This window comes from Synechococcus sp. H55.10 (genome assembly GCF_047502715.1).
Taxonomy (GTDB): Bacteria; Cyanobacteriota; Cyanobacteriia; order Thermostichales; family Thermostichaceae; genus Thermostichus.
This window is the reverse complement of sequence record NZ_JANSJJ010000020.1, coordinates 1-17,497: the sequence shown is the minus strand read 5'-3', so window position 1 is coordinate 17,497 and position 17,497 is coordinate 1. Positions and strand designations below refer to the sequence as shown.

The 17,497-nt window shown below is 61.0% G+C and carries 13 protein-coding genes and 1 rRNA gene; 7 read left to right on the top strand and 7 right to left on the bottom strand.

Annotated elements, in window-relative coordinates:
• Positions 1-303 precede the first annotated feature (303 nt).
• A complete protein-coding gene (gene gndA, locus NW858_RS02335) occupies positions 304-1,713 on the top strand; it encodes an NADP-dependent phosphogluconate dehydrogenase (RefSeq protein WP_414334911.1) in 1,410 nt (469 codons plus the stop codon).
• Between the two features lie 226 nt (positions 1,714-1,939).
• On the opposite strand, the gene NW858_RS02330 is transcribed toward gndA, so the two are convergent.
• The 3 genes from NW858_RS02330 to pcrA form a co-directional block, all read right to left on the bottom strand.
• Positions 1,940-5,137, bottom strand: coding sequence for an efflux RND transporter permease subunit (locus NW858_RS02330; protein ID WP_414519614.1), 3,198 nt, complete (start codon positions 5,135-5,137; stop codon positions 1,940-1,942).
• Between the two features lie 24 nt (positions 5,138-5,161).
• Positions 5,162-6,379, bottom strand: coding sequence for an efflux RND transporter periplasmic adaptor subunit (locus NW858_RS02325; RefSeq protein ID WP_414341905.1), 1,218 nt, complete (start codon positions 6,377-6,379; stop codon positions 5,162-5,164).
• Between the two features lie 418 nt (positions 6,380-6,797).
• Positions 6,798-9,143: a DNA helicase PcrA gene (gene pcrA / locus NW858_RS02320; RefSeq protein ID WP_414519612.1), complete on the bottom strand. Its 2,346-nt coding sequence runs from the start codon at positions 9,141-9,143 to the stop codon at positions 6,798-6,800.
• 265 nt (positions 9,144-9,408) lie between these two features.
• Here pcrA and NW858_RS02315 point away from each other — a divergent pair, with 265 nt between their 5' ends.
• Entirely contained in the window at positions 9,409-9,924 is a 516-nt protein-coding gene (locus NW858_RS02315; protein WP_414519610.1) for a hypothetical protein, read from the top strand.
• 113 nt (positions 9,925-10,037) lie between these two features.
• Positions 10,038-10,682: a hypothetical protein gene (locus NW858_RS02310; RefSeq protein WP_414337030.1), complete on the top strand. Its 645-nt coding sequence runs from the start codon at positions 10,038-10,040 to the stop codon at positions 10,680-10,682.
• Between the two features lie 6 nt (positions 10,683-10,688).
• Here the strand turns inward: NW858_RS02310 and dapF are convergent, their stop codons facing one another.
• Positions 10,689-11,558, bottom strand: coding sequence for a diaminopimelate epimerase (dapF, locus tag NW858_RS02305; protein WP_414334917.1), 870 nt, complete (start codon positions 11,556-11,558; stop codon positions 10,689-10,691).
• A gap of 26 nt (positions 11,559-11,584) precedes the next feature.
• A complete protein-coding gene (gene psbN / locus NW858_RS02300; RefSeq protein ID WP_011432995.1) occupies positions 11,585-11,716 on the bottom strand; it encodes a photosystem II reaction center protein PsbN in 132 nt (43 codons plus the stop codon).
• A 204-nt stretch (positions 11,717-11,920) separates the two neighbouring features.
• On the opposite strand from psbN, the gene psbH reads away from it, so the two are divergent.
• Positions 11,921-12,124 carry a photosystem II reaction center phosphoprotein PsbH gene (gene psbH, locus NW858_RS02295; protein ID WP_414331336.1) on the top strand — a complete coding sequence of 68 codons (204 nt, stop codon included), beginning with the start codon at positions 11,921-11,923 and terminating at the stop codon, positions 12,122-12,124.
• A 284-nt stretch (positions 12,125-12,408) separates the two neighbouring features.
• Positions 12,409-12,858: a hypothetical protein gene (locus NW858_RS02290; protein WP_414348930.1), complete on the top strand. Its 450-nt coding sequence runs from the start codon at positions 12,409-12,411 to the stop codon at positions 12,856-12,858.
• 73 nt (positions 12,859-12,931) lie between these two features.
• Here the strand turns inward: NW858_RS02290 and NW858_RS02285 are convergent, their stop codons facing one another.
• Positions 12,932-14,020 carry a PQQ-dependent sugar dehydrogenase gene (locus NW858_RS02285; protein WP_414519608.1) on the bottom strand — a complete coding sequence of 363 codons (1,089 nt, stop codon included), beginning with the start codon at positions 14,018-14,020 and terminating at the stop codon, positions 12,932-12,934.
• 192 nt (positions 14,021-14,212) lie between these two features.
• Between NW858_RS02285 and NW858_RS02280 the strand changes: the two genes are divergently transcribed.
• Positions 14,213-16,648 (top strand): glycoside hydrolase family 31 protein, encoded by a 2,436-nt coding sequence (locus tag NW858_RS02280; RefSeq protein WP_414519606.1) that lies wholly within the window; start codon positions 14,213-14,215, stop codon positions 16,646-16,648.
• Here the strand turns inward: NW858_RS02280 and NW858_RS02275 are convergent.
• Positions 16,645-17,112, bottom strand: coding sequence for a peroxiredoxin family protein (locus tag NW858_RS02275; RefSeq protein ID WP_414519604.1), 468 nt, complete (start codon positions 17,110-17,112; stop codon positions 16,645-16,647). The genes NW858_RS02280 and NW858_RS02275 overlap by 4 nt on opposite strands.
• Before the next feature lie 309 nt (positions 17,113-17,421).
• On the opposite strand from NW858_RS02275, the gene NW858_RS02270 reads away from it, so the two are divergent.
• A 16S ribosomal RNA gene (locus NW858_RS02270) occupies positions 17,422-17,497 on the top strand; the annotation flags it as partial.

The following is a 17,497-nucleotide window of genomic DNA, read 5'->3' as shown; positions in this document are numbered from 1 at the left end:
CTTGCGAAGCAGATACCTTGAGCTTGCAGGAGATAGTCAGGACTTGGGCCATGTCACGATTATCCGTCGTCCGCATTTCTCCCGAGCCTGACCCTACGGGTACAGGGCGGGGCTCCTGTGGTTTCTAGCTGATCCAGTTGCCACAGAGGCAGCAGCTATCTCGAACGTGCTTCCTCTGCAAGGATGGGAAATCCGGAGAGTCCTTGAGCCTACACTCCGGCAAAAGTGAAGAAAACAGGATCCCTGAGCCCGGTTGGTCGGATCGACCTCTAGATTGGGTGAGGTGTCGATAGTGCCCCAACCATGAGCAAGCCTAGCTTTGCGGTGATCGGCCTGGCGGTGATGGGGGAAAACCTGGCCCTCAACGTCGAGCGCAACGGCTTTCCGGTTGCCGTCTACAACCGCACCGGCTCCAAAACCGACCAGTTCATGCGGGAGCGAGCCCAAGGCAAACAGGTCACCCCTGCCTACAGCCTGCCGGAATTGGTGCAGATGATGGAGCGGCCCCGCAAAATCCTGATCATGGTCAAGGCGGGCCCGCCGGTAGACGCGGTGATCGACGAGCTGAAGCCGCTGCTGGAGCCGGGAGACATCCTCATCGATGGCGGCAACTCCCTTTACACCGATACGGATCGCCGCGCCGAGGCTCTGGAGTCCACCGGGATCCACTTTGTCGGCATGGGGGTGAGCGGCGGCGAAGAGGGCGCCCTCAACGGCCCCAGCCTCATGCCCGGCTGCAGCCCGGAAGCCTATCGCCAACTGGAGCCCATCCTGAGCAAAATTGCCGCTCAAGTGGCGGATGGCCCCTGCGTTACCTACCTGGGGCCCAAAGGGGGCGGGCACTACGTGAAGATGGTGCACAACGGCATCGAATATGGCGATATGCAACTGATCGCCGAGGTCTATGACTTGATGCGCCGGGGCTTGAAGCTGACGGCCTCGCAGATGCAGGAGATTTTTCAGGCCTGGAACGAGACGGAGCTGGAGTCGTTTTTGATTGAGATTACCGCCAAGATTTTGGGAACGCTGGATCCGGAGACGGGCAAGCCGCTGGTGGATCTGATTTTGGACAAGGCGGGGCAGAAGGGGACGGGCTTGTGGACGGTCAAGGATGCCCTGGATTTGGGGGTGCCGGTGCCCACCATCGAAGCGGCGGTGCAAGCTCGCATCCTCTCGTCGCTGAAAGAGGAGCGGGTGGCTGCCTCTGCTCAGTTGAAAGGGCCCGATGCAACTTTTGAAGGGGATCCCGACTGCTTCCTTGAAGATCTGCGTGCCGCCCTCTATTGTTCCAAGATCTGTTCCTATGCCCAGGGGATGGCGCTGCTCAGGCAAGCCACCGTTGCCCACGGCTATGTCTATACCTTCAGCGAGATCCCGCGGATTTGGAAAGGGGGCTGTATCATCCGCGCCCGCTTTCTGGGCGAGATCCAATCAGCCTACAAACGGGATCCAGAGCTGGTGAACCTACTTTTGGATGAGGAGTTCAAGCAGGCGATCCAGGAGCGACAGGGCTCCTGGCGGCGGGTGGTGGCCACGGCGGCAGCCCTGGGGATCCCGATCCCAGCCATCAGCGCCTCCTTGGCCTACTACGACAGCTACCGCACCGCCGACCTGCCCCAGAACCTCACCCAGGCCCAGCGGGACTTCTTCGGGGCCCACACCTTTGAGCGCATCGACAGGCCGGGGGTTTTCCACCACGCCTGGAATCCCTAGAAGTCTTGGGATCTCCCTCTGGCCTGGGATCTGTCAGCGTTGGTCCATGAGTTTGTGCAGGTGTTCTCCGATGACCTGGATGCTGCTGAGGATGCGCTCTTCCGGTTGGTAGCTGAAGGCGAGGCGCAGGGCGTAATCCCCTTGGCCACCGGCAAAGCAGTGGGTGCCCCCAGGGATCCCTCGCTGCGAAACATCTCCAAGCGGCGATTAACAGTGCCAATCCCAGCTACTGACCAGCAGTCTCGGACAAAGCCGCGGGTGGGACAACCGCCAGCTTGGGAAAAGGGGGAGTTGAGGTTTTGCTTCCCCCTCTATGCAGCAGCACGTAGAAGCAAGGGATCACCACCAAGGTCAGCAGCGTCGCCAAAGAAAGGCCGGAAAAAACCACAACCCCCAGCGGTTGCAGCAGCTCGGATCCCTCTCCCCAGCCCAACGCCAAGGGGAACAGGCCCAGCACCGTCGTCACTGTGGTCATCAGGATCGGGCGCAGCCGCTGCGGGGCAGCCTCTAGCATGGCGCTGCGATAATCCAAGCCTTGTTCCTCTCGAATTTGGTTGGCCAGCTCCACCATCAAGATGGCGTTGTTGACCACAATGCCCACCAGCAGCACCACCCCCACCAGCACCGTAGCCCCCACTGCCGTGCGGGTGAGGAACAGGCCCAGGATGCCGCCGGAGAGGGCCAAAGGCACCGTCAGCATGATCACCAGCGGGTCGAGGAGGGAGTTATACTGCACCGCCATCACCACAAACACCAAAAAAGCTGCCAGGGATCCCAGCAGCAGCAGGTTGTTGCGCAGCTCCCGGTTGTTTTCCAAGGCCACGCTGGGCAGGCGGGTCACGCCGGCAGGCAGTTCCAGGCCCGACAGGATCTCATCCACCTCGGCGACAGCAGCGCTCTGGTTGGCTCCGGCCCTGAGGCTGCCGTTCAAAATGACCACCTGCCGTTGGTTGAGGCGGCGAATTTCCCCGGGGGCCTCCCCCATCTGCAACCTGGCCACATCCCCCAAGCGCAGCGGCTGGCCATTCTGCACAGCCAAGGGCAGGCGCTCCAGTTGCGAAGGCTGGGTGATGGGCGTGGCCAGGCGAACCCGCACATCCAGAAGGCGGCTGCCCTGCTGCAATTGGATGGGCACGGATCCCTGCACCGCCGTCTGCACCACCCGGCCTATGTCCTGAAGGCTGAGGCGCAGGGGAGCGGCCCGCTCCCAATCCGGCCAAATCTGGAGCTCCGGCTGGCTATCGTCGGCATCAGGGCGGAAGGTGGAGAGGGTAGCCTGCTCGTCCAAGGCCCGCAACACCCTGCGGCTAGCCTCTTGAAGCGCCTGAGTGGCCTCCCCTTGGAGCACCACGTCCACTTCGGCATTGACGGCAGAATTGCGGGCGGAAAGGCCGCGGACGCTGCCCGGAAACACGCGGATGCGGGATCCCACCAAGTTCAGTTGGCCTATCAACCCGTTCACCCGATCCACGAAACGTCCCACGTCGGTGCCGGGCTTGAGGGTGATGGTGCTGGTGCCCCGCAGGGGGTTCTCAACAGTGCTGCCCCCAAAGGCGGATCCGCCTGCCGTGGTGAACGCATACTCCACCTCAGGTTGCTCTAGCAAAAGGCGATCCACCGCCTGCATGATGCGGTGGTTGGTCTCCAGAGTGGTGCCGGGGGCAAAGTTGGCAGACAGGTTCACCTGCCCGGTGGCGATGCGGGGCAGAAGCTCTTGGTTCAGTTGCCCGGCCATCCAATAGCTGCCCCCGCCCAGGAGGAGAAAAGCCAGCAGGATAGGCAGCGCCGGTCGCCGCAACAAGCGGCTCAGCAGCCGTCGATAGGCATAGGTGCCACCCAGGATCCCCCGCCCAAAGCTGCGGATCGGGCCCCAGTGGCGCAGCCCACTGCTGCGGCGGATCGTCAACAGGCGAGAGGTGAGCATCGGCACCACCGTCAGGCCCACCACCAGGGATCCGGCCACGGCAAAGCTGATGGTCAAAATCAGCTCGTTGAAAATCAGCGAAACAAAACCTCCCACCAGCAAGAAGGGCAACACCGACACCAGGTTGGTGGCCGTGGAGGCCACCAGGGCCGATTCCAACTGGCGGCTGCTGCGCTCCGCTTGCTCCAGCACCCGCTGCCCAAACCAACGGGCGTCCTGCCGTGGGATCCCTTCTGTTCCTTTGGCGATGTTTTCCAACATCACGATGGCGTTGTCCACCACGATCCCCACCCCCAGGGCCAGCCCTCCCAGGCTGATGATATTGATGGAAAGGCCGAACAGGCCCATCAGCAGCACTGCCGCCAGGGTGGCCAGGGGAATGGCGGTCACCACGATCAGGGTTTGGCGCAGGGATCCCAAAAACAGCAACACCGCCAGCCCGGCCAGCACCGCCCCGCTCAAGCCGGCAAGAGCCACACTTTGAATCGAGCTGCGGATGAAGCGGGACTCGTCGCTGGTGGGGATCAGGGTTACTTGCGGCGGAATGAGGCCGGCGGCCCGCAGTTGTTCCAGGCGGCGACGGATCCCGTCCACCACGCGGATGGTGTTGGCATCCGGCTGCTTTTGAATGCTCAGGCGCACAGCTGGCTCTCCATTCAAGGTCACCCGCACCCCCTCGGCAGCAGGGCGCACGGCCACCGTGGCAAAGTCTGTTAGGCGCACCGTCCCTCCACTGGGGGTGTTGAAGCGCAGCGCTTGAATATCTTCCGGGCTGCGGAACCGGCCTATCGTGCGCGTCAAAGGCTCCACTAGCTCGCCGCGGATCCGTCCCCCGGCAAGATCCTGGTTGCGGGCCTGCAGTTGGCCGAGCACATCCGTCAGGCCCAGCCCCAATGCCTGCAGCCGCTCCACATCCAGATCCACCTGCACCTCTTCGAGAGTGCCCCCGGCCACATCCACCGTGGCCACCCCCGGCACCACGCCCAACTCGCGGGCCAACTCTTCCTCGGCAAAGCGGCGCAGCTCCACATCCGTCAGCCCGGGCGCGTTCAGGGCAAACTCATAAACGGGCAACTGGGAAGGGTCAAACTTAAACACCGTGGGAGCCGAAACCCCATCCGGCAGCCGTCCTCTGGCTCGGTTCACCGCCGCCGTAGTGTCGTTGAGGGCTTGATCGATGTTGCCCCCCGGCGCAAAGAAGAGATCCACCCGGACTTGCCCTTCGCGGGTGGTGGAATAGATCTGTTCCACCCCTTCCACAGTGGAAAGCGAGTCTTCCAGAGGGCGGGTAATCTCCTCGACGGCCACCTCTGGGGTTACTCCCGCCAGCTCCACCCGCACGCCAATGCGGGGATAGACAATCGAGGGCAACAGATCCACCGGCAGGCGGGTGAGGAAATAGAAGCCCATGACGATCGCCGCCAAAGCCAGCATCAGGGTGCCAATGTGGCGGCGGATGGCCAGGCCGCTGAGGCTGAGTCCGCTCGGGGCTGGGGTCATGGGCGTAGCTCCTTTGATAAACGTTTAGAATCGTTCCGAGAGGACACTTAGCTGCACTTCCTGCCCATCTTGCAAAGGGGCAGCGCTGCGCACCACAAACGGCTCGCCAGCTTCCAATCCCGACACGATCTCCACCTGGCCATCCCGCTGTGCTCCCAGTTGCACCGGGCGGGCCAACACCCGCGCCGTTTCCCCCTGCCGCTCCACCACAAAGACCAGGGCTGCACCCGGCTCGTTCTGTTGAATTGCTGTGGCCGGCACGATCACCCGCTGCGCCTGCGGCCTGGTCAGCTCCACTCGGGCCAACAAGCCACTGCCGATGCGGCCGCCGGGGTTGGGGATCACCACTTCAACCGGGATCAGGCGGGCCTGGGGATCGGCAGCCGGGGAGATGCGGGCAATTTGTCCAGCGAAGCGTTGGCCAGGAAAGGCGTCCAATTCCACCTGAACGGCTTGGCCCACCTGCACCCGCGCCAGCTCCAATTCAGAAAGGGGAAACTCCACCCTCACCTGGCTGAAATCGGCCACCGTCAGCACGTCTGCCCCCGCGTTCAAAAAAGCTCCCGGATCCGCCTGCCGGGAGAGCACCACCCCCGTCAGGGGCGAGCGCAGTTGGGTGTAGGAAAGGCGCTCCTGGGCCTGGGCCACCAGGGATCCCTGGGCGTCCACCTGGCGCTGGGCAGCGATCACCGCTTGCTCTTGGACACGTACCTGTTCCTCTGCCGAGCGCAAGGCCTGAGCAGCCGTGCGGGCGGCGGTGCGGGCTTGTTCCGCCTGTTGGGCGGAAACAGCTCCCTTTTGCGCCAGTTGTCCTAGGCGTTCGGCATCGGCCTCCAGTTGCAAAAGGTTCAGGCGGGCCTGCTCCACTTGGGTGCGGGCATTGCTCAGTTGCGCCTGCGCCTGGGCCACCTGAGATTCCTGCGCCGCCAGTTGCGATTGGGCCTGCAGCAGAGCCGCCTGCAGCAGGGTGGGATCCAACTGACCCAGCAGTTGCCCCGCTTGCACCGGATCCCCGACATCCACCGCTAGCTGTAGCAACAGCCCCTCGATCCGGGTGCGCAGCGTCGCCTGCCGCAGGGGCTGGGTGGTGCCGGTGTAGCGCAAGTCGGCCCCCAGGGATCCCACCTGGGCTGTGGCCACATCCACCGAGACAGGGCGCGGCGCCCTACCTTGGCCGCCGCCTTCCACCGGACGCTGGGCCCAAACCATCTGGGTATAGGCGACAGAGCCGGGAACGCCCACAAGCAACGCCAGAGCGAAGGCAAAAGCTAGAGGGAGTTGCCTTGCCGAGCCGGAGCTCTGTCCTGCCGGCAGGATGAGTAGCCCAGCTCCCCTTTTGCTGCAGCGCATCAGCCACCTACCACTCGCTTGCCCGCTGTAACTGCCCTCGAAGAGAACAAGCCCGCCTCACAACCCAAAAACGACGGCCCATCCGGCTAGACTGCCCACCTGGGGAAAGGGTTCAAACCCGGATGGTCGGCCTTGTGATCTTTTCAGGGGCCTTGCCCTAGCAAGCCTTCACATTTCTACACGACAAAAGGGATCCCTGCCAACCCGCCCTATTCCAAGCAAGTTCTGGGCGAGATGAAGGCACCTACAAAAAGGATGAGACCCATACCGCTACGCCATCCATCTCCAAAGCGGTTTCGGGCCCAGCTAGCTAGCTGAGCTTTTGAATGGGCGCGATGCGGGGATCCAAGATTTTCTGCTGGCCGATGGCGGGAAACCTCACCGCCAGGGTGATCCGTTCGCCGCTGCCGAACACGTGGGTAATTTGCCCCTGTCCGAATTGGGGATGTTGCAGGCGATCCCCAACTGCCCACTGGGAGGAACGGCTTTGGCGGCGAGCAGCCTTTGCTTTGGGCGTGGCCGCAGCCGCGTTGTCGGCGGAGAACGAAAGCCCCCTGCCTCTCTCCCATTGGATTAGCTCTTGGGGCAGCTCGCTTAAAAATAGAGAGGGAATAGCTGGTTCCCGGTTGCCGTAGAGCCGCCGCTCGCTGGCGTGGCAGAGAAACAATTGCTCGCGGGCGCGGGTGATGCCCACGTAGCAGAGGCGCCGTTCCTCTTCCAAAGCAGCGGGATCCTCCAGGGCGCGAAAATTGGGAAATAGGCCCTGTTCCAACCCCACCAAAAACACCACCGGGAACTCCAGCCCTTTGGAAGCGTGCAACGTCATTAACGAAACTTTCTCAGCTCCCTCCTGAAGGTTGTCCAAATCGGAAGCCAGAGACACATTGCTCAAGAAAGCCTCAAGGCTGGGATCCTCCTGTTCTTCTTCAAATTGGCGGGCCGCGTTGTAGAGTTCCATCACGTTGGCGATCCTTTCCTCGGCCTCTTCTGTGCCCTGGGCCTTGAGATCTTCCAGATAGCCGCAATCCCGCAGCAGCCCCTCTAGGAGGGCGGCAGCCGAAACCTGGGCCATCTGTCTGTGCCAATGCTGGATAAGCTCGGCAAACTGAAGAACCGGCTTGGCCGAACGCCCCACCAGGTTGGTGACAGAAGCCTCGTCGCTGAGGATAGTCCACAGGGGTACATTTAAGGCAGCCGCCGCTTCGGTTAGCTTGTCCAGAGTCGATTTGCCGATACCCCGCCGCGGCACATTGATAATGCGCAACAGGCTAAAAGAATCGGCAGGGTTGAGCACAACCCGCAAATAGGCCAGCACATCCTTAATCTCTTTGCGATCGTAAAATCGCAGCCCGCCCACCACCGTGTAAGGGATCCCCCAGCGCAGCAAAACCTCTTCAAAGGGGCGAGATTGGGCGTTGGTGCGGTAGAGAATGGCAAAATTTCCCCAGGAAGAGTTGGGATTTTGGCCGTGTAATCGTCGGATGGCGTTGACCACAAACTCAGCCTCGGCCATTTCATCTTCGGCCTGATGGCAGATGATAAAACTGCCCTGATGGCGCGTTGGCCGGAGAACCTTGTCAATGCGCTCGGTGTTTTTCTCAATGAGGGTATTGGCCGCCTGCAAAATCGTGGCGGTGGAGCGATAGTTTTCTTCCAATTTGATCAGGGTGCGGGTATCGTCGTCCGGCAGGCCATCGCCAAAGGTCTCTTGAAACTCCAGCAAAATGGTGAAATCAGCCCCCCGAAAGCGATAGATGCTTTGATCCGCATCGCCCACCACAAAGAGGGAGCGATTGGTCCAGTCCCACTGGGAGCGGCGGGTCTCGCCGTTGGTTGCCAGCAGCCGGATCAGCTCGTACTGGGTGCGGTTGGTATCTTGGTATTCGTCCACCAAGATGTGCCGAAAGTGCTGGTGCCAGTAGGCCAAGACCTGCTCATTTTGACGAAAAAGCTGCACCGGGATCCAAATTAAGTTGTCGAAATCGAGGGCATTGTTGGCCGCCAGTTGATCTTCGTAGAGCTCGTAAACCTGAGCGAGGATGCGGCCTCGGAAGTTGGGCTGGTGGCGCTCTAAATCGCGAGGAGTCCAACCCTGGTTTTTGGCATTGCTAATGGCGTAGCGCACCGATCTTGGATCGAACTTGCGCTCATCTAAGTTGAGTTGCTTAGTTACAATCTCTTTAACCAGGGATTGGGCGTCCGATTCATCGAAAATCGAGAAGTTACGAGTCCACTTGCGTCCCTTGGGATCCTGGTATTTTTCAATCTCCAGGCGCAGGATCTGGGCAAATAGGCTGTGGAACGTACCAATCCAAAGGGGTTTAATCCAGCGGCGGTAAACCGCCGATTTCAGCCGCGTCGCCTGGGCCGGCTCCAGTTGCTCCAAGGGGATCCCAAACTGCTCCTGGGCCTCCTGCTGGGCAAAGAGCTGCTCGATGCGCTCTTTCATTTCGCGGGCGGCCTTGTTGGTGAAGGTCACGGCCAAAATCTCCCCCGGATCCACCCGATGGTGGCGGATGAGGTGGGCGATGCGATAGGCGAGGGTGCGCGTCTTGCCGGAACCTGCCCCCGCCACCACCAGCAAAGGGCCGCAAAAGTGTTGCACCGCTTGGCGTTGAGAAGGATTGAGGCCATCCAACAAGGAGCCAGAAGTCATATCTGCCGCCAACGAGAAACTGCTTTCCATTATGGGCGCAGGCTGGCTGGCAACCCAACAGGCTTGGGAAGCCCAAAAGGTACTCTAGAGCGCCAAAGCTAAAGATGAAGATTGGTTAAGATTTGGCCAGCTCACCCCAGAACTTGCTGCTATGAAACGAGTTTTGCTTAGTTGCGGGGCCCCACCTAATTGCTGCCCGCTTGGCTTTCCAAAAAGACTGGTCGCTTTGGGGGTTGCTACCTTTGCTCTCCTCTCCGCGGGCCCGTTGGCTCCAGCTCAAGCCGGCAACTGCCCCAGCAACGGCAACCCCCAAGCCTCTCTTGACCTCAAGCTGGAAAGCGTTTCCGGGGATCGGCTCGACTTAAGTCAGTACGACGGCATTCAGGCCGTGATCTTGACCAACAGCCAAACCCGCTCCCAAGCGGAAGCTCTTTCCAAAAGCTTGGCCCTGGAGTTTGGGCAAAACCCTCGGCTGCGCCAGATCGTGTTGGTCGATGGCAGAGGGCTGTTGCTGGTGCGAAACCTGGTTTTACAGGCCATCCGCGAGAGCGCGCCCACGGATCCGCGCTTGGTTTCTCCGTTTGTCTATGTCTCCGTCGATTTTGAGGGAGCAACCATCCAGAGGCTGCAGGAGGTGGCTGCCGAGGTGCTGCCGGGGATCGATTTTCGCCGCCAGGCCGCCTTGCTGCTTTTGGACAACCAAGGCACCCTCCTGGGCGGGTTCGCCAACCTGGACCAGTCCAACCTCAGCATTCGTCAGTGCATTCGCACGCGCACTTGATTGCCCTGGATCCCGCTTTTCCGTTGCTTCCTCCCCAACCGCTAAACTGGTTCTAGCGAAGTCATGTGCAAACTTGAGAGCAAACCTGTCAGACGGCTTGGTGCCGGGATCCCATGCGTCGCCAGCTCAAGACCTTAAACCAAATCCTCGACTACAAGCTGGCCGATTTGCGGCTGTTTGGCCGCGCGGAGCTGAAGGGTCAGGTGCTGAATGTGTTGCTGGAACGGCTGCCCGGCGATGTGGTGGATACCCTGCAGGTGATGGAGGTGGTGCGCAACGCCGTGGAAGCCTCGCTGCTGCAGGGGTTGCGAAAAGTCAACGTTTACCTCTGGTGCCGCGGGCAAATGGATGAGGCACCGGAGTGGAGCGAAAGCTTCGCCGTAGAGCCATTGGTCTTGGCCCACCCCAAGGAGCCCCGCAGTCTTGCTTCCAGCTACCGACAAGACTATCCCGGCAGGCGCGTGCTGTTTTTCTGCCTAGGCCTTTGCCTGGCCGGCTTCTACCTGGTGGGGGGCTGGGAGCAGACGGGTTGGATCGACTGGATCCCGGTGGGGCTGGCCTTCGCCTTGGGGGTGTTCTTCCCCTGGCTCAAACGCTCCCTCAACCAATGGGTGCACCCCCTGTTTCTCCGCTTTGGTCTGGGGCTGGGGTTGGTCTTGCTGGGCCTGGCGGTGGCGCTGATCTGGCGGCAGGGCTGGAGCCTTGCCCGCGGGATCCTCGCCCTGCTGGCCTTTCTCTTGCTGGGCTTGGGAGCCTGAGATCTCTCACTCGGCCGTGGTGCCGCTGAAAACAGGCAGGGCCGGCCCGGTCATCCATACGTGTTGGGTATCGGGATCCCAGCGAATCTCCAGATTGCCTCCCGGCAGCTCTACCGTGGCTTGGGGCTCGGCCCGCTCTTCCAAAACGGCGGCCACCAGGGCGGCACAGGCGCCTGTCCCACAGGCCAGCGTCGCCCCTGCCCCCCGCTCCCAAACCCGCAGCCGCAGGCGGTTGGGGCCGAGCACCTGCACAAATTCGGTGTTGGTGCGCTCGGGAAAGGCTGGGTGATGCTCAAACAGGGGGCCTACCCTTTCCAAGTCCAGCTCCTCCAGGGATCCCTCTTCTTCCAAGAAGACCACACAATGGGGGTTGCCCATGCTCACCGCCGTCACCGGCCACTCCCGCCCGGCCACCGGGAGCGGTTGCCGAATCACCTTGGCATCCGGTTTGGCCAAAGTGGTGGGGACTTGCCCGGCCAAGAGGCGAGGGATCCCCATGTCCACCGTCACCAGGCCATTTGGCTGCACCCGCGGCACGATCCGCCCCGCCAAGGTGTGGATCGGGTAGGCACCGTCTCGGCCAGGGATCCCCAGATCCTGCAAAAAGCGGGCCAAGCAGCGGATCCCGTTGCCGCACATCTCCGGCTCCGAGCCGTCGCTGTTGAACAGGCGCATGCTGAAGTCGGCCCCCTCCTGCCCCGGCAGCAGAAAGATAACCCCATCTGCCCCCACGCCAAAGCGGCGGTTGCAGAGGGCAACGGCTTCCTCAGGCGTCAGGCAGGGCTGCGGCTGGTGGCGGTTGTCCACCAAGATAAAGTCGTTCCCCAGCCCCTGGTATTTGTGGAAAGAGAGACGGGAGGGCAAACGAACAGGCATGCAGCGGAACCGCAAAACAACCGGCTTCAATCCTCGTGCATCTCGTAGGGATCCTGCAAGTCCTTGGAAGGGGGACCAAAGGCCGTGTAGATGGCAAACGCCGTGATGCAGATGGTAACTGCCGCGATCGCCACAATCAGGGAAAAGGTGGGCTCCATATCTTCGATCCTGAGGGTATTCGACTATAGTATTACACAAGTTTACAATTCATTGCCTGAGACAAAAGGGTTCGGCCAGATTCTGATAGCCTGATTTTAGGGGGCGGCTGTCTTGACGGTGCTGAGCAGCAGCGCTCCGCCGCCCTGATCACTCCCAACTTGATAAATCCATCCTGTCCTGTCTTTGACCTATCGCGAGAACCTATGGCCATTCGTACCAAACTGGGCGATCTGCTGCGTCCCCTCAACTCGGAATACGGCAAAGTGGCCCCTGGCTGGGGCACCACGCCCCTGATGGCGGTCTTCATGGCTCTGTTCGCCGTCTTTTTGTTGATCATTCTGCAGATCTACAACAAGTCGCTGCTCTTGGAAGACATCAACGTCTCTTGGGAGAGCCTCAGCTTCTGAGCACCTTTGGCTACCGTTGGCGCTGTTTCTGAAAAAATGCCGGTATCGAGAGGTTTTTGTGTCCCAGCCGGCACCAGTTTTCAGCAGACGGATCCCCAGCTTCTCCTCCTGAGTGCTGCTTCTATCTACAGGCTCCCCTGCCTTTGATGGGGAGCCCCCGGCTATCGACAACGAGGACGGACAGCTTCTAACAGACTCCTGGCCGCTGGGCAGGTGTTTCGATTTGGGTAGACTGGGAAGACCCAGGTATCCCCTGCCTGTAACCAAAAGCCAGGAGATGCTTCATGAGTCCCTTTGCCAATCCTCCTCAAGCATTGACTGCCGGCGAGTTTTTATCTCACTTGGAGGAGATAACAGGAGCCTACAAAGTCAGGACATCGATTATCACTTTTTACAGCAGAATTTGGAGTCAAGCATTCGATCTCAAGTTTTCTAAGGGTCAGTGGATTTTCGGATACAGCCCTTACTGGAGAGCGCTTTTGGAAGCTAAGCTCCAAAACGGCGACTACTATCCCATATCTTGCGTTGTCAGAACCTTCGCCGACGAAAAACACAAGCGCAAGGCCCCAAATGGCAAAACTGTCCTGATCCCAACCAAAGAGCTAAGGATGTTCCTTCTGCCGGCTCCAGGGCAGGTTATTAGGCTAACTCCAGAGGAGTGCTTTGCCTGCCAAAATACAGATGCCCAAACAGGAGAGCCACTCCCCATTGAGCAAGATGTCAAGTTCTTGTAGTAGCGGCAGTGGGAGTTAGGAAACTCTGCTGGGGCTAATCCCACAGGACTAGGGCCATGTAGCTTAACCCCAATCAAGAGCTTGGCTCCAAGCGCAACAGGGATCCGTTGGGGGCATCGGTCAACAAGTAGAGCAAGCCATCCGGCCCCTGGCGCACATCCCGGATGCGACCCACCGCCCCTTGCAGCAGGCGCTCTTCTGCCACAACGCGATCCCCATCTAGTACCAAACGCGCCAAATGCTGTCCCGCCAAAGCCCCCACGAATAAGTTGCCCCGCCATTCAGGGAAGGCATCTCCTGTATAAAAGGCCATGCCGGAAGGGGCAATGGAGGGCGTCCAGTGCAGCAGCGGCGAAGCCAATCCAGGAGCTGCCGCCAGTCCTTGGCCGACCGGTTCGCCGCTGTACTCCCGACCATGGGTAATCAGGGGCCAGCCGTAGTTGACGCCGGGGGCCAAGATGTTGATCTCGTCCCCCCCTTGCGCCCCATGTTCGTGCGTCCAAATGGCTCCTGTCTCGGGGTGGCGGGCCATTCCCTGAATGTTGCGGTTGCCATAGGTAAAAATTTCCGGCAAAGCCCCCGCTTGATTCACAAAAGGATTGTCCGCCGGGATCCCGCCCGTGTCAGTAAGGCGCAACACCTTGCCGGCAGCATCCCCCAGATCCTGGGCCCGATCCCGCTCGCCGCGGTCGCCGGTGCTGATGTAGAGAAACCCTTCTTCGTCAAAGGCCAGGCGGGAGCCGAAGTGCTGTTGGGCAGGCGTCTTGCGCTCCATGTCAAAAATCACTTCCAGATCCTGGAGTCCTCTTTCTCCCAGGCGGGCCCGCGCCACTCGCGTCCCCCCGCCGCCTGGCCCAGGAGCTGCATAGGACAAGTAGATCCAGCCGTTCTCTGCGTAGTTGGGGTGCAAGGCAATATCCAGCAGCCCTCCCTGGCCGCGGGCAAACACCTCTGGCACCCCAGCGATGGGCTGGGGATCCAACCCCTGCTCGGTAACTCGGCGCAGCCGGCCCGGACGTTCGGTCACCAGGATGGTTCCGTCTGGCAGAAAGGCCATCCCCCAAGGATGCTCCAACCCGCTTGCCAACGTCACGACCTGGAAGCGCTGCTCTGTCCTGGCTCTGGGCAGAGCTTGGGCGTGATCCCCCTGTTGCAGAGACATGACCGTTTCCGGTCTGACCGGGTAGGCCCCAACAGGGGCGGACAACCCCCCCAAAAGCAACAGCGAGGAGAGAAGTTTTATCGCCGGAATCCTCAGAGCCATTGCCACCTCGTTTTCGCGATGGATTTTGAGGTTTGAGCTAGCCAATCGTTGCTGCTGCTCTTCTAAAAAGATGTACCGATGGGAGCAGAGTTGGCTGCGCACAAGAGTGGGGAGCTGCCTGCTCCCTTGCGGCCTTGGGTTAGCCTTGAGGGCAGCATCTGCCCCCAAACCATGCTGGAAGCTAGCGAGATCTTCGGCCAGCCCCAGAGGCAAACCTGTGGATCCCTGCAGGAACTTCAGGCCCATCCCAGGGGGATCCGTCTCCTCTGTACTCAGGGCTGCTGGTCTGTGCAGGTGCTCACCCCTCGTCTGCTGCGGCTGCGCTTTAGCCCCAGCGGCGAGTTTTTGCCCCGTCGTTCTTGGGATGTGGCTCTGGCGGATGCAGAGTGGCCGCCGGCTCCTTTTGAGCTGCAGGAAAGCCCCACCCAAGCTCACCTCAGCACTTCTCTGGTGCAACTGCAGATCGACCGGGATCCCCTCTGCTTCAGCTTTCGGGATCCCCAGGGCCAGGTCTTTTGTGCCGATATCTCTGGGGGCCTCAGTTGGGGATCCGAGAGCATCCGCCTGGTTAAATCCCTCCACCCCGCCGAGCACATCTACGGCCTGGGAGAACGGGCTGGGCTGCTTAACAAACGGGGCCGGCGCTACAGCCACTGGACCCGCGACTGCTGGGGCTACGACGCCCACAGTGACAACCTCTATCTGGCCATTCCCTTTGCCTTGCTCCTCCGCCCTGGCCTCTGCTACGGCCTCTTCCTGCACTGCACCCACTGGAGCCAGTTCGACCTGGGCCAGGCGGAGCCTGAACAGTGGGCCATCGAAGTGCGCGCCCCCGAGCTGGACTACTACCTCATCTACGGCCCTACCCCCGCCTTGGTGCTCCAGACCTACACCCAACTCACCGGGCGAACCCCCCTGCCTCCGCTCTGGGCCCTCGGCTACCAGCAGTGCCGCTGGAGCTACGCCAGCGCTGCTCAAGTACAGAACATTGCCGAGCAATTTCGCCAGCGCCAGATCCCCTGCGACGTCATCTACCTGGATATCGACTACATGCGCGGCTACCGCGTTTTCACCTGGGATCCCCGCCGCTTTCCCGATCCCGCCCGCCTCACGGCCCGGCTGCATGAAGCCGGCTTTCGAGTGGTGGCCATTGTGGATCCCGGCGTCAAGTTCGATCCCGAAGCCGACTACGCCGTTTTTGACGAGGGCCTGGCCCAAGACTTCTTCATTCGCCGCGCCGACGGCCACCTCTTCCACGGCTATGTTTGGCCGGGCAAAGTTCTCTTCCCCGATTTCTCGCGCCCCGCAGTGCGGCAGTGGTGGGGATCCTGGCAGCGGGTTCTCACTCAAGCCGGTGTGGATGGCATCTGGAACGACATGAATGAGCCGGCCCTCAACGACCGCCCCTTTGGAGATGGGGGCCAAATTGTGGACATCCCCCCCGACGCCCCCCAAGGATCCCCCGAAGAGCGCACCACCCACGCCGAGGTGCACAACCTCTATGGCCTCCTGATGGCCCGCGCCTCCCGCGAGGGTCTAGAACAGCTCTGCCCCAACCAGCGCCCCTTTGTCCTCACCCGCTCCGGCTTTGCCGGGATCCAGCGCTGGGCTGCCGTCTGGACAGGAGACAACCAATCCTCCTGGGAACATCTGGAGATGTCCCTACCCATGCTCCTCAACCTGGGCCTGTCGGGAGTTAGCTTTGTCGGCGCCGACATCGGCGGCTTCGGGGGCAACGCCACTCCCGAGCTGTTTGCCCGCTGGATGCAAATGGGGCTCCTCTATCCCCTCATGCGCGGCCACAGTGCTCAGGGAACTCGCCCCCACGAACCCTGGAGCTTTGGCCCTGAAGTGGAAGCCATTGCTCGACAGGCCATCCAGCTGCGTTATCAACTGTTGCCCTACCTCTACAGCCTCTTCTGGGAGTCCAGCCAAACCGGCTCCCCCATCCTGCGCCCCCTGTTCTACGAATTCCCTGACGATCCCCAGACCTACGAGATCTCAGACCAAGCCATGCTGGGATCCGCCCTCCTAGCTGCCCCCGTCGTCCGTCCGGGGATCCGCTGCCGCGCTGTCTATCTCCCGGCGGGCACCTGGTTTGACTGGTGGACAGGCCAGGCCCACAGCGGCCCTGGCTATGTGCTGGCCCCCGCCCCCCTTGACCAACTGCCTCTCTTTGTGCGCAGCGGCTCTATCCTGCCCTTAGCTCCTCCCTGCCAGTCCACTGCCCACCTGCGCCGTGACCAACTGCGCCTTAAACTCTACCCCGGTGACAGCAGCTTCACCCTCTACGAAGACGACGGCCAAACCCTCGCCTACTCAAGCGGCCACTGGGCCACCACCACCTTCCGCCTGCACCAGCAAGCCAACCAGCTCATCCTGGAGATCAAGCCCCGCCACGGTGGCTGGATCCCACCCAAACGCACCTGGATCCTTGAGCCCCTTGGCCACGCCCCCCTCCTCTTGCCCGACAGCGGCCAGGCCCAGCAGATCTGTCTGTCCAGCCCAGAAAGAGCCCGCCCCTAGTCAACTGCCCTCACCGCCTCCAGCAGCTCGCGGTTGTCCCGCTTGAAGATGGGCAGCCACTCCACATGCTGGTAGCGCAGGATCCCTTGGCTATCCACCACAAAATAGGCCCGCCGTATCCCCAGCAGACTATCCACCCCGTATTGCTGGCTCACCCTCCTGTCCACATCGCTCAGCAAAGGAAACTCCAGCTTGAGCTGCTCGGCAAAGGCTTCGTGCTTGGAGACAGGATCACTGCTAATCCCCAAGATCTCGCACCCTGCTGCCCGAAAAGATCCCCAATCCTCCCGAAAACAGCGCATCTCGCTCGTACACACCGGCGAGAAGTCCGCCGGGTAAAAAGCCAGCAACACCTTGCTCTTGCCCCGATAGGCCCCCAGCGAAATCGTCGCCCCCTTCGGGATCCCTTTCCCCACTGCAGGCAGGCTGAAGTCAGGAGCTGCGGTCCCAATCACAATACCCATAGAGCCATCCGACCTCAAGATCCCCTCACCAGTCTAACGGCGAATCCGGATCCCTTCTCCGCCGAAAAAACTTTGAGTTATCTCTTGACGGGATGAGTTTATGGGGGTTAGGGTAGTAAAGCGCTGATGAGGCCACCCAGCCCCGGCGCCCCAGAACCTTGACAAGCTGTTTGGTCAACCATCGCCAAGCAAACGGCAAAGCAACTGCTTTGCTTGCATTCAACCCTGTCAGATTTTAATTTGTGAAGTCGCCTGGTTTCTTGAGAGAGGGACTTAGGCGAGCAAGCCACCGAGACAAGCTCTTGCGCTAAGACGGAGAGTTTGATCCTGGCTCAGGATGAACGCTGGCGGTATGCTTAACACATGCAAGTCGGACGGACACCTT